The 13,190-nt window shown below is 69.9% G+C and carries 11 protein-coding genes; 1 reads left to right on the forward strand and 10 read right to left on the reverse strand.

Annotated elements, in window-relative coordinates:
- Positions 1–80 precede the first annotated feature (80 nt).
- Entirely contained in the window at positions 81–1,250 is a 1,170-nt protein-coding gene (locus G401_RS0118965; RefSeq protein ID WP_027343751.1) for an AAA family ATPase, read from the forward strand.
- A gap of 148 nt (positions 1,251–1,398) precedes the next feature.
- Here the strand turns inward: G401_RS0118965 and G401_RS0118970 are convergent, their stop codons facing one another.
- The 10 genes from G401_RS0118970 to G401_RS0119015 all read right to left on the reverse strand — a co-directional run bounded on the left by G401_RS0118970 (position 1,399) and on the right by G401_RS0119015 (position 13,127).
- Entirely contained in the window at positions 1,399–2,268 is an 870-nt protein-coding gene (locus G401_RS0118970) for a transglutaminase-like domain-containing protein (RefSeq protein WP_027343752.1), read from the reverse strand.
- Complete coding sequence (locus G401_RS46740) at positions 2,261–3,004, reverse strand: hypothetical protein (RefSeq protein ID WP_051366837.1); 744 nt, start codon at positions 3,002–3,004, stop codon at positions 2,261–2,263. The genes G401_RS0118970 and G401_RS46740 overlap by 8 nt, the downstream gene beginning before the upstream one ends.
- Positions 3,005–3,069: 65 nt before the next feature.
- Positions 3,070–3,408, reverse strand: coding sequence for a hypothetical protein (locus G401_RS0118980; protein WP_027343753.1), 339 nt, complete (start codon positions 3,406–3,408; stop codon positions 3,070–3,072).
- 32 nt (positions 3,409–3,440) lie between these two features.
- Positions 3,441–4,835: a serine/threonine-protein kinase gene (locus tag G401_RS0118985; protein WP_027343754.1), complete on the reverse strand. Its 1,395-nt coding sequence runs from the start codon at positions 4,833–4,835 to the stop codon at positions 3,441–3,443.
- Between the two features lie 96 nt (positions 4,836–4,931).
- Positions 4,932–5,996 (reverse strand): ABC transporter ATP-binding protein, encoded by a 1,065-nt coding sequence (locus G401_RS0118990; protein WP_051366838.1) that lies wholly within the window; start codon positions 5,994–5,996, stop codon positions 4,932–4,934.
- Between the two features lie 10 nt (positions 5,997–6,006).
- Entirely contained in the window at positions 6,007–7,155 is a 1,149-nt protein-coding gene (locus tag G401_RS0118995) for an ABC transporter ATP-binding protein (RefSeq protein WP_245601775.1), read from the reverse strand.
- Positions 7,152–8,141, reverse strand: a complete 990-nt coding sequence (locus G401_RS0119000; RefSeq protein ID WP_027343757.1) for an ABC transporter permease — start codon at positions 8,139–8,141, stop codon at positions 7,152–7,154. The genes G401_RS0118995 and G401_RS0119000 overlap by 4 nt, the downstream gene beginning before the upstream one ends.
- Before the next feature lie 110 nt (positions 8,142–8,251).
- A complete protein-coding gene (locus G401_RS46745; protein ID WP_211240776.1) occupies positions 8,252–9,997 on the reverse strand; it encodes an ABC transporter substrate-binding protein in 1,746 nt (581 codons plus the stop codon).
- Between the two features lie 49 nt (positions 9,998–10,046).
- A complete protein-coding gene (locus G401_RS0119010) occupies positions 10,047–11,054 on the reverse strand; it encodes an ABC transporter permease (protein WP_027343758.1) in 1,008 nt (335 codons plus the stop codon).
- Positions 11,055–11,432: 378 nt separating this feature from the next.
- Positions 11,433–13,127 carry a DUF7927 domain-containing protein gene (locus G401_RS0119015; RefSeq protein WP_169734211.1) on the reverse strand — a complete coding sequence of 565 codons (1,695 nt, stop codon included), beginning with the start codon at positions 13,125–13,127 and terminating at the stop codon, positions 11,433–11,435.
- Positions 13,128–13,190 lie beyond the last annotated feature (63 nt).

Raw genomic sequence — 13,190 nt, forward strand, 5'->3', positions numbered from 1 at the left:
CGCGTAGTCAGCGGCGTCATGCCATCAAAATAGATGAAACCGGACAGACGTGATGGCAGAACTCCGGATAACCTGTACCGGTGATCAAGACCCTCGCGGTCGAGAACTACCGGTCGCTGCGTCGCCTGGTCCTGCCGCTCGGCCGGCTCACGGTGGTCACCGGCGCGAACGGCACCGGCAAGTCCAGCCTCTACCGGGCGCTCCGGCTGCTCGCCGACGCCGCCCGCGACGGTGCCGTGGCCGCGCTCGCCGCCGAGGGCGGTCTCCCGTCGACCCTGTGGGCCGGCCCGGAACAGCCCGTCCGCGACGGGAAACGGGCACAGGGCACCGTGCGTACGGGGCCGGTGCGGCTGCTGCTCGGCTATGCCGGGGACGACTTCGGCTACGCCCTCGACCTCGGCCCGCCGGTCGGCGGGGCGTCCGCCTTCGCGCTCGACCCCGAGATCAAGTGCGAGTCGATCTGGGCCGGGCCGGTGCTGCGGCCGGCGACCCTGCTCACCGAGCGGACCGGCACGTCCGTACGCCTCCGCGACGACAAGGGCGCGTGGCGCAAGGGAGTCCTCCGCGTCCCCTTGTTCGACAGCATCCTCAGCGAACTGGCCGACCCCGGCAACGCCCCGGACGTCCTGCGCGTACGCGAGCGGATGCGGTCCTGGCGTTTCTACGACCATGTACGCACCGACCGCGACGCGCCGGCCCGCGTACCCCGGATCGGGACGCGTACGCCGGTGTTGAGCCACGACGGTGCGGATCTCGCGGCGGCCTGGGAGACGATCCGGGAGATCGGCGACCACGCGGCGCTCGACGAGGCGGTCGACCGCGCCTTCCCCGGCAGCCGGGTCGAGGTACGCGCCGACGACGCCCGCTTCGAACTCCTGCTGCGCCAGCCGGGGCTGCTGCGGCCGCTCTCGGCGGCCGAACTGTCCGACGGGACGCTGCGCTACCTGCTGTGGGTGGCGGCGTTGCTGACCCCGCGGCCGCCCGCGCTGCTCGTGTTGAACGAGCCGGAGACGAGCCTGCACCCGGACCTGTTGCGGCCCTTGGCGGGGCTGGTCGCCGGCGCGGCCGCGACCACCCAGCTGTTCGTGGTGACCCACGCGCGGGCGTTCGCGTCGGCGCTGGAGGTCGAGGCCGAGCGGGCCGGGGTGGACCTCGCCCTGCGGGAGCTGGTCAAGGAGGGCGGCCGGACGCTCGTCGAGGGCCAGGGCCGCCTCGACGAACCTCTCTGGTACTGGCCCACCCGCGCCTGACCCCCGCGTCTCGCCCTCCGGGCGCGCCCCTCCAAGATCCCGTTTGGATCAGGTTTTCGCACGTAATCTTGGGCCAAGATTCGGGTGATTTCCCTGATCCGAACGGGATCAAGGAGCGGGCTCAAGAAGCGGGGTCAAGGGAGCGGGGTCAAGAGAGCGGAGTCAGGGTGTCGATACGGGGGCCGGTGGCCGGGGAGTGACACTCCACAGTGGCCGGTACGCGTAGCCGCTCATCCGCCCGGTACCACTCGCCCAGTTCATCGTACTTCTCCGCGACCAGCAGGTCCGCCAGCCGGTCGAGGAGTTCCCCGTCGACGTCTCCGGGGCCGTCCTCGGGCGACGGCATCGCGCCCCAGCCGTCCCAGAGCAGCGTCTCGTCACGCATCACGTGGGCCGCTTCGAGGTACACGTACATCCCGATCAGCCACACCCCGCACAGATGCGGCAGCGTGGGCGAGACGCCGTACCGGGCCGGGTCGAGGGCGCCGGACCGGTATCCCTGCCACACCTGCGCGGCGGTGGCGAAACGCGTACCGAACGGGGGCATGTCCTGCGGGTCGAAATCCCAGTCCCCGGCCGGATCGAGCTGCGGGTCGGCGCGTACCCAGCGGTCGCCGTCCCAGACCTCGGCGATCACGTGGTCGTGGTGGAAGCCGGCCTCGAAGTAGTCGGCGAACCCGATCCGGCTGCGCGCGGGTACGCCGTGCGCCCGCAGGATCGCGACGGTCAGCAGGGTGAAATCGCGACAGCAGCCCGCCACCCGGTCGGCGAGCGGCCGGGGCACGTCCAGCGCGTACGCGTGCCGGGCCTGGTCGGTCGCGAGGATCCGGCTGACCCAGCGGTTGTCGATCTCGGCGAGCCGCTCCGGTGACAGCGCGACCTGGGATCCGACGTAGTGCAGCAGGATGTTGCGGGCCACGGCCGACGCGCCGGCCAGGTCGGCCGGGGCGGCTGCGAGCAGTCCGGCGTACGGGCCGGGGTCGCTGAAACGGGAGTGTCCGGCGTAGTTCTCAGGCATGCACGAAGCCTCGACCCTGCCCCAGGGGCAAGGTAAAGGCCCGCAGCCGAGGGCTCAGCACCCGCGCGTTCTCCGCCGCCGCCGCGGCTTCGGCGCGCAGTCCCACCGCCCGCTCGTGCGCCTCCTCGGCCGCCGTCCATGCGGCCCGCTCCCGCTCGATGCTCGCCGCGTGCGCGCTGCGCGCCGCGTCGCGTACGGCCAGGCGCAGGACGCGCTCCTGCTCGACCGGGTGCAGCTTCGGGTTCCATCCGTTGCGGCCGGCGAGGGCGTCGCTGAGGGCGAACAGCGGCAGCTCGTTGCGCGAGCACGCCGCCATCGCCGCGCGGTGCAGGAAACGCTCGCGGCTCGCGTACTCCGCGGGAGTGCGCGCGGTCCGCGGCACCGGCAGCCGGCTCGCCGCGGTCAGCCGCCCCGCCGCGCGGTCGGCGGCGTCGAAGACCCGCCACGCCCGCTCCACGTCCGCCTGCGCCGCGAGCCACTTGCCACGGTGCAGGCGCGCGCCCGTCGTGGCCCGGTCCGCGGCCGCCGTCATCTCCTCCGCATAGCGCTCCCATTCCCGTGTACGCGTAGCCAGCCGCTCCAGATCCGGCGTCACCGGCCGCACGGTGACGCGGTTGCGGCGGAGCGGGACGACGATGCCGGCGATGCCGACGGCCGCGACGGCGAGCAGCAGGAGCCAGAGCCCGGCCAGACCGGGTACGCCGAGCAGGAACTGGTGGACGAGAGTACGCGTCATGGCGAAGACCTCAAGGGGTGAAGGGGTGTGCGGTGACAAGGGGGACGTGCATGAAGGGGAGCTGCTCAGCGCTCCGGAGGTCCCCTGACACCCCATGCCGCGACGGCGATGCCCGCGACGGTCTTCTTGAGGTCCACAAACGACGGACGGGCCGGCTCCGCGGTCCGTCCGGACGGGACGGCCGGCTCCAGGTCGGCCGCGACGTTCGCCAGGCGCACGGCGACGACGGCCGCATTCCTTGTGGCGGTGGGATTCTGGGCGGCGGTCGCCGGACCGGCGGCGAGTCCCACAGCGAGGGTGGCGGTGGCCAGTCCGGTCAGCAACCGGCTCACGAGTCGCGCCATCACCCGCGCCAGACGGCGCGCGGGACGAGCGGACAGCGCGGAGACCACGAACGCGAACATACCTCGCCCGTGCGCCCCGCGCATCTTTTCGGTCAGGAGATGCGATCCAACAGGGCGATGAGGATCTGGGCCGTGGTCTGGTTCAGCTTGCCCTGGTCGGCCAGATCCTGAATCTTGCCGCGCAGGTCCGCCACCTGCTTCGGCAGCCGGGATCCGTTGCGGTCCAGCTCTTTGCGAACGTCGGAGACCTTGTCCCGCAACTGGTGCGCGGCGTCGTCGCGGACCGCGCCGGCCAGATCGGCCGTGTCGAGCACGTTCTCGAACTGGCCGATGACGTCGGCCACAGTGGCCGGATTCTTCGACGGGCTCGGCGAGGTCCGCGGTTTCGCCTTGGCCGACGGGCTCGTGGCGGCCGGCGGCTTCGCCGTGCCCGTGGAGCCCGACGGGCCGCCCGACAACGCCCCCATCACGGCCAGGACGGCGGCCGCCCCGATCACGGTCACCAGGAACGTCGGCAGGAAGCGGCCGCGGCGGCGACGGCGTACCGGCCGGGTGTAGTCCACAATGGAGGTACGCTTCGGCGCCGCCGGCGGGGGCCGGTGGGGCGAGGTCGCGTTCGGAGCGGCCGGCATCGGAGCGGTGGGGATCGCCGCGGTCGCCGTCACCGTCGGGTGCGCCGTGGTGCCGGGCTGCGCGGCGATCTCGGCGGCGAGGGCGGCCACCTGGACGGCGGCCGGCCGCTGGGCGGGATCGGGCTGCAGGCACGCCCGCAGCAACCGGTCCAACGACGTCGGCGCGGGTACGCCCAGCGGCGGCACCGGTCGCGGCGTCGTGGCCAGGGACCGCGCGTCCTCCCACGTGTTCACCGGCCACGGCGGCCGTCCGGTGAGCATCTCGTGCAGGACGATGCCCAGCGCGTACACGTCGGCGGGTGTGCCCTCGGTGCCGGAGAGCTGTTCGGGGGCGGCGTAGCCCGGCGTGCCGTAGAGCGGGCCCTCCGGGCCGGGCCCGTACGCGGCGATGCCGAAGTCGAGGACCTTGACGCCGGTCGGCGTGAGCATGATGTTGGCCGGCTTGACGTCGCGGTGCCGGATGCCGCGCTGGTGCGCCTCGGCGAGGGCGGCGGCGACCTGGCGGGCGACGGTGGCGGCCTCGCGCCAGGGCAGCGGGCCGCGCTTGAGCCGGGCGGCGAGGTCCTCGCCCGGCGCGTACTCCAGCACGAGATAGGGGATGTCGCCGGTCTCGCCGTAGTCGTGGACCTGCGCGACGTTCGGGTGCGACAGCTGGGCGACGGCGCGGGCCTCCCGCAGCACCGCCTGCCAGAGGGCAGGATCGGCCGCGGTGGCGGGACTGAGCGCCTTCACGGCGACCGGGCGGCCGAGCACGTCGTCCTGGGCCCGCCACACCTCGGACATGCCGCCGCTGCCGATCCGCTCCACGAGAACGAAGCGGTCGTTCAGCCGAAGGCCCGGGACGAACGCTGGCATACGCCCAGTTTGCCCCGTGCCGTCAAACGATGCGGCACATTCAGGTCACGGTCATGCCGCGAACCGAATGTGCCGCAGTCGGGTGTTTCGGGTATCTCAGTCGACCTGGGCGGTCAGCGATCCCGCCGGCGGGGCCGCGAAGTGGCACGCGGACAGCAGGCCGTCGGCCTTGCGCTCCAGCTTCGGCTCCACCTGGGCGCAGATGTCCTCGGCCTTCCAGCACCGGGTACGGAACCGGCAGCCGGACGGCGGGTTGATCGGGCTGGGCACGTCGCCGCTCAGCCGGATCCGCGCCTTCGGCGGCGTGCCGCGGGCCACCCCGAGGTCCGGCACGGCCGACAGCAGCGCCTGCGTGTACGGGTGCTGCGGCGCGCCGTAGACGACGTCCCGGGCCCCCTGCTCCACGATCCGGCCGAGGTACATGACGGCGACCGAGTCGCAGAAGTGGCGTACCACGCCGAGGTCGTGCGCGATGAAGATGAAGGCGATGCCGAACTCCTTGCGCAGATCCTCCAGCAGGTTCATGACCTGCGCCTGGATCGACACGTCGAGCGCCGAGACCGGCTCGTCGGCCACGATCACCTTCGGCTTGACCGCCAGCGCCCGGGCGATGCCGATGCGCTGGCGCTGACCGCCGGAGAACTCGTGCGGGTAGCGGTTGTAGTGCTCCGGGTTCAGGCCGACGATGTCCAGCAGCTCGCGTACGCGGGGAAGCTCCTCGCCCTTCGGCACCAGATCGTGTACGCGCAGCGCGGTACCGATGATCGTGCCGACGGTGTGCCGCGGGTTCAGCGACGAGTACGGGTCCTGGAAGATCAGCTGGAGTTCGCGGCGGTAGGGCCGCAGCTTGGGCTCGGACAGCTTGGCGATGTCGTGGCCCCGGTAGAGGATCTGCCCGGCGGTCGGCTGCAGCAGCCGGGTGATCAGGCGGCCGGTGGTCGACTTGCCGCAGCCCGACTCGCCGACGAGGCCGATGGTCTCGCCCTCGCCGAGGGTCAGCGAGACGCCGTCGACGGCGCGGACCTTGTTGTTGGCCCGGATGAGCATGCCCTCGCCCTTGACGTTGAAGTGCATGACGAGGTCACGCAGCTCCAGCAGGGGGGCGCCGGGGACGGCGGGGATCCGCGAGCGCGCGGCGGATTCGGTGGCGGTGGTGGTCATCGTTCGTCCCTCACGGCAGCCGGGGCAGGATCTCGGACTGGAACATCTCGTCCGGGTGGACCAGGTGGCAGCGCGACGCCCGGGAGGCGTCGCCCGTGCGGGCCGCCAGGTCCGGCAGTTCCTTCTCGCACAGGCCGTCCGGTACGCGCGTGCGGAACTCGCAGCGCGGGTTGAACGAGCAGCCGGTGGGCAGGGAGAGCAGGCTCGGCGGCGAACCCGGGATCGGGTGCAGCCGGGTCGGCTCGCCGGAGACGGCCGGGATGCTCTCCAGCAGGCCCCAGGTGTAGGGGTGCAGCGGCGAGCCGAGGATCGAGGCGACCGCGCCGTGCTCCACCGCGCGACCGCCGTACATGACCAGCACGTCGTCGGCGATCTCGGCGACCACGCCGAGGTCGTGCGTGATGAACAGGACGGCCGAGCCGAAGTCCTGCTGCAGGTCCTGGATCAGATCGAGGATCTGCGCCTGCACCGTCACGTCGAGCGCGGTGGTCGGCTCGTCGGCGATCAGCAGCTTCGGGTCGTTGACCAGGGCCATCGCGATCATCACGCGCTGGCGCATGCCGCCGGAGAACTGGTGCGGGTAGTCGTCGAGCCGGCGGGCGGCGTTCGGGATGCCGACCCGGCCGAGCAGGTCGATCGCGCGCTGCCTGGCCTGGCGCTTGGAGGCGTTGTTGTGCGCCTGGTACGCCTCCATGATCTGGTTGCCGACCGTGAAGAACGGGTGCAGCGACGACTGCGGGTCCTGGAAGATCATCGCGCTGGAACCGCCGCGGTGCTTGCGCAGTTCCTGCTGGGACAGCCCGATGATCTCCCGGCCGCCGACCCGGATCGAGCCCGTCATGCGGGTCGACTTCGGATCGTGCAGGCCCATGATGGCCATGCTCGACACGCTCTTGCCGGAGCCGGACTCGCCGACGACCGCCAGCGTCTTGCCCAGCGGCAGCGAGTAGCTGAGGCCCTGCACGGCGTGGACGATGCCGTCCGCCGTCGGGAAGGCCACCGACAGGTCGCTGACCGTCAGGTACGCGTCGCCCTCGGCGTCCGCGCCACGGGTGCGCTGGCCACGGGTGACGGTCTGGGGGCCGCGAGCGGCCGGAACGGCGGCCGGCCCGTTGGCGATCTGGGACGCGTCGACCGCGTCACCCCACATGTCGGTCATGAAAGCCTCACGCGCGGGTCGAGGATGGTGTACAGGATGTCGACGAGCAGGTTCATGATGACCAGCACCACGGCGCCGATCAGTACGCCGGCCATGAGCACGGGCAGGTCGTACTTGTCGAACGCGCGCAGCGTCACGACGCCGAGCCCGGGCAGGCCGAAGATCTGCTCGGTGAAGATGGCGCCGGTCAGGGCGAACGCGACGTCGAGGCCGAAGATCGTCGCCAGCGGCGTGACCGCGGCGCGCAGACCGTGACGGTAGACGACCCGGCGCTCGCTGATGCCCTTGGCGCGCGCCGTGCGGACGTAGTCCTCGCTCAGCGACTCGATCATGGAGGCCCGCGAGTACCGCGTGTAGGAGGCGGAGTTCACGATGCCCAGCACGATCCACGGCAGCAGCAGGCCCAGGAACCACTTCAGCGGGCTTTCGGTGAGCGGCACCCACTTGGCCTGCGGAACGATCGGGATGAGCGTCGGGATGTAGAGCGCGGCCAGCAGGGCGACCACGAAGTAGGGGACCGAGCCGATGGTCAGCGTGCCGCCGACGATCGTGCGGTCGAGGTAGGTGCCGCGGCGACGGGCGGCGAAGATGCCGGACAGCGTGCCGATGCAGAGGTATGCGATGGCCGAACCGAAGACGATCGAGATGGTCACCGGCAGGGCGTGCATGATCAGCGTGGTGACGGGCACCCCGAAGACGTATGAGTAGCCGAGGCAGGGCGCTGCGCAGTGGACCGTCTGGCCGCCGGAGACGACGTCGGTGCCGAGCACGAGCCCGTGCAGGTACTCCCAGATCTGCTGGTAGACCGGCCGGTCAAGGTGCAGGCTGTCGGCGATCTCCTGGTACCGGGCGGGCGGGCACTTGGCGCCGCAGATCACGCCGGCCGGATCGCTGGGCGCCAGGTAGAAGAGCCCGAAGCTGGCGATGAGTGTCACGACGATGACCGAGATCGCGCTTGCGATTCGCCGCAAGATATAGAGCACCACGGCGCTTCTCCTCGGGGCTCGGGAACTGGTGGCTCAGGAATGGGGAGTTCGGTGCTGGTGAAGCGGGCCCGGGTGGCGCCCTGCGGCGCCACCCGGGATGGTGCTAAAAATCAGCTCGCGCTGTTGACGAACATGTTCGGGAAGAACGGCATGCCCATCGTGGCGTCACCCTCGGCGCCGCCGATCTGCGTGCCGACGATGATCGCCATCTTGTCGTAGTAGCGCGGGATCGCGATGTACTGCGACAGGATCTCCTTGTCGAGCTCGCCCCACTTGGCCGTGGCCTGGTCGGCGGGGAGGGCCGCGATGTCGTCGATCTTCTTGTCCAGCGCCGAGTCGGCGAGCATGCCCCAGCTCTGTCCATCGGTGATGGAGTGCGTCTGGAACAGGACCGGGAACCAGCTACCGCCGGACGGCCAGTCCGAGCACCAGCCGGCGGGCGACTGGCCCATGTTGACCGGAGCGTCGTAGTTGGACGTCTTCTTGCGCAGCTCGGCGGTGGCGACACCGATCGGCTTCGTGGTGAAGCCGGCCTTCTCCAGCGCGTCCTTGCGGATCTGCATGGTCTGCTGGGCGATCGGCTTGGTGTTGTCGTAGTACCAGCTGACCTCGAAGCCCAGCTTGCCGGCGGCCTCCAGGATCTTCTTGGCACCCTCCGGGTCGCCCGGGCCCTTACCGGTCAGGTCCGGAACCGGGTCGTACTTGGTGTAGCCAGGAACGCTGGGCGGCAGGATCGTGCTGGACGGCTCGGCGATGTAGGAGTTCAGGCCGCCGGCCTTCCAGATCTGGTCCGACGGGTACGCCTTGGCGATCGCCTTGCGGACCTCGAGCGGGATCTTGCGGGTGTCCAGGTTGACGACGATGTTGCAGGGGCTGTCGCCCTGGACCAGCTGCTTCATCTTGTCGCCGGTCAGCTGCGGGATCAGCGAGGCGTCGACGTTGCCGTAGTTCAGCGACGCCGCGTCGGCACCGGCGCTGTTGAGCACCTGCTGCTGGCTCTTGACGTCGTCGACGTTCCACTTGAAGTCCCAGGCGTCCGCGTACTGGTGGCGCACCGCGTCGGTGGCCGGGTCCCAGTTCGGGTTCTTCTTGAGCTTCAGCTCGGCACCCGCGGTGTAGCCGTCGAACTGGTAGGGACCAGTCGCCAGCGGGTTGTTCTGGTAGTTCTCCTTGGTGTCCTTGTCCTTCGGGATGGGGGTGAACATCGGGAAGGTCATGTAGAACGGCAGGTCGGAGAACGGCTTGACCAGGTGGATGATCAGGGTGTCGGTGCCCTGGGTCTCCACACCGGCGTACGAGTCACCGCCCGTGTACGGGCCCTTGTACTTGTCGCCGTCCTTGAAGTAGATCGTCTGGTACGTCGGGCCGTTCGCGTACACGTCGTGCGCGAAGGAGCGCTTGATGGCGTAGGCGAAGTCCTCGACCTTGACCGCGCTGCCGTCCGAGTACTTGATGTTCGGCTGCAGCTTGAAGGTCCAGGTCAGGTTGTCCGACGAGACCGTGCCCAGGTCCGTGAGGTCCGGAACCAGGACGGGCTTGCCGTCACGGATCGCGAACTGGGTGGGCGTACGGAAGACGAGCTTCTCGATCTCGTTGGAGTCGACGTAGTACGTGTCCGTCGGGTCGAACCCGGTCGGCGTCGACTGGGAGTAGACCGTGATGGTCCCGCCCTTCTTCGCGCCGGCGATCTCCGGCGCCGGACCCTTCGCGGTGGGGTCGAGCGCGCTGTGCTGCGTGCCGATGCCCGACGAAGGACCGTTGCTCCCCTTGTTGTTGTTCGAAGACGGGCTACCGCATCCAGTCGCCGCGAGCGCGACGACGGCGGCTCCCGCGACGATCAAGTTCAATCGCCTCACGAACCTGCTCCCCTCAATATTTTTCGTTGTTCTTCTGGACGGTCCGTCGTCACCGACGGGTCCGGGGGTCGAAGGCATCCCGGATGGCGTCGCCGAGCAGGCTCAAGGCGAGGACCAGGATGGTGATACCGAGTACGGGCAGCCACAGGTACAGCGGGTCGGCCCGGTAGAAGTTCTGCGCGGCGGCGATCGTGACGCCCCAGGACGGCGTGGGTTCCAGCAGCCCGACGCCGAGGAAGGTGAGGCCGGCCTCGGCGACGATGTAGCCCGGCAGGGCCAGCGAGGCGGAGACGACGATCGGCGCGATGATGTTGGGCAGCAGCTCCTTGAAGAGCACCCGCCGGGTCGGTACGCCGAGCACCTTGGCCGCGGCGATGAACTCCCGCTCGCGCAGGGACAGCACCTGGCCGCGGATGAGGCGGGCGAGGCCGGCCCAGCCGAAGATCGACAGCACGGAGATCAGCGAGATGAACCGGACCCGGCCGACCTGTTCGGGGGTCGCCCCCTCCTCGTTGCCGTAGATGATCGACAGGATCACGGCCGGGAAGGCGATCGCGAACAGCAGGTAGGGCAGGCTCAGCACGAAGTCGATCACCCAGGAGATCACCCGGTCCACCCAGCCGCCGAGGAAGCCGGAGACCAGGCCGGCGACGACGCCGACGAAGGTGGTGATGAGCGTCGTGATGATCGCGACGAGGAGCGACGGCCGGGCGCCGTACGCCCAGCGGGCGAACAGGTCGCGGCCGATCCGGGGCTCGACGCCGAACCAGTGCGTGCTGCTCGGGCCGACGGTCGGGTAGCCGAAGTCGTCGATCAGATCGAAGTTGCGGGTGGTGTAGTCCTGACCTTCCAGCTTCGCCAGCAGCGGGGCGAAGATCGCGATCAGGAGAAATGCCACGAAGATGCCCAGGCAGATCATCGCGACGCGGTCCTTGCGCAGCCGCGCGAGGGCGATACGGGTCGGCGACTTGCTGACCGTCTTCACACCCCCGGGAGCGGTTCCCGCTTGCGCCATGGGTTCGGCGATGGGGTCGGTCCCAGTGATCACTGGTTCCACAGCAGGTCCCTCCTCCGGAATACACGTTGCGAACCGGACCTGCGACGGTGCTTCCGCGGTGATCTGGTTCCGGAAAAAACTACTGGGTACTGGATCTCGGCGGAGTAACGGCTCAATCACGAATCACCCGGCGAACGTCACCGTCGGCGTCGCGAACGGACGGCGTTTGCTGACCGACTGGCCAGCAAAGCGGTAACGCCGCTGGTCACGGTGATCGATGCTCTACATTAGATAGACGGTGGCCGAGGCGGCGAAATGCCATCGACGTCATCAACTCGTTACACGACATCGTCGTGCCGGTCCGAAGGCGTCAGAAGTGTCGCCTTAAGTAGGTTTCCTGAGGGAACTCAGCAGGTCAACGCGGGTTTACCGGTTCGGCTACCGCGGGCCGGCCGACGGCGTACGCGGACCGCGACGGAAGCGCCCGGCGGCCATCAAGATCCCGCCAAGCACCACGAGTCCGACCGCTCCGACGATCTCCGGCAAGAGCCGCGTACCGGTTGCCGGCAGCGCCGTTCCGGCGGGCTCGGCAGACGCTGAGGGCCGGATCACGGCCGGGATGACATTCGTCACAGGGGAGACGATCAGGCAGGTCGGATCGGACGAACCGGCATCGCAGTTCGTTATCCGGCGGTTGGCCGCGACGACCTCGTTCAGCAGCCGGCCGTCGCCGCGTACCGGGTCGCCGACGATCACGGAGTACCGGATCGTCACCGTCTGTCCGGCCGCGATGTCGCCCACGTAGTTCATCATCGGCGCCGCGTACGTGACCTGGCCGCCGGTCGCGGTGGCGTCCCCGGCGTAGACGGCGTCGTCGAGCGCCCCGGTGAGGTCGTCGCTCAGCTTCGCGTCCGGGAAGTCGACCGCGCTGACGTTGGTGACCGTGATCTCGTAGGTGACCGTGTCGCCCGGGTGCACCACCTTCTGCGCGGCCCGCTTGGTGATCTGGAGATCCGGCACCGGCACGGACACGGCCAGCTGCTGGGCGACGTAGGTGTCGCCGCGCGTACGGAAGGTGAGGGTCGCCGAGGTCGAACCCTGCGCAAGGGTGCCGAACGGCGGGCTGAAGTTCTCGGCGTCGATGCTCAGATTGTTCTTGTACGCCGGATTCAGGTCGCCGTCCGCGTGGCTGTTGAAGAAGTTGTTCGTGGCACCGGTCTGCGGTTCGGGGATGTTCACGTTGTTGATCAGGAACTGGTCGCCGGTGGTGGCGAAGTCCCCCTCGTACGCCGTCACGGACGCGTGCACGGTCTGCGTACCGCTGCGGTAGAAGCCGCTGATCGGGATCGTGGTCGCGGGGTCGGCCGAGCGCTGCAGCACGTGGCCGCCGAAGAGGAAGACGTCACGGCGCGCGGGCGCGTTCGGGTTCGGCGCGGGATAGGAGTAGACCAGCGTCAGCGACCAGCCCGCCACGCAGCCGAGACCGTCGGCCGCCCAGACGTCCCCCACGTCGACCTCGATCGGCGTACCGGTGGGCGCTCCGGCGAACGCGCTCGTCACCTCCGCCTCGGCCGTGTAGTAGTGCGGCCCGCCGAGGGTCACCGGGTCGATCGCCGATATCTGCGGCGGCACCGCGGTCACCGCGCCACCGGCCACGCGGATCAGCGCCGGCGCCGTCGCGGGATCGCCCGGCGAGAGCGTCACGCCGCTCGTCTGGCTGATGTCGCAGCGGGTCAGGATCGTCCCGCTCGGCCCGCGCAGCTCACCGTTGTTCCCACCCCAGAACAGCCGGGCGTACGCGACGGTCGCCCCGGCCGGCACCGTCAGCCGCCCCGAACTGGAGTCGTACGCGCCCGGCAGCGGCACGTAGTTCGCCCGGGACATGATGAAGTTGTTGTTCACCATGCTTCCGATGCCCGCCGTGGTGTTCGCGCAGTCGGCCGCGGTGGCCGGGGGAGCCGCCGGGCAGGCGAGCACCGTGTTGCCGACGGTGATGAAGTCGCCGTAGAGCGACTGTTCGTACCGCTTCTCGAACGGCTGGATCACCACCGCGTGGGCCGGCATGACCGGTCCCAGCCCGCCGGTCATCGCCGCACCGCTCGCCAGGACGCCCGCGAGGAGGCGGCCCAGCACCCGCTTCCGCATAATCTGCCCGCCCGATTTGCACGAATTGTTCCGTGCTGACTAACGGCGTAC

This window comes from Hamadaea tsunoensis DSM 44101, from assembly GCF_000428945.1.
Lineage (GTDB): Bacteria > Actinomycetota > Actinomycetes > Mycobacteriales > Micromonosporaceae > Hamadaea > Hamadaea tsunoensis.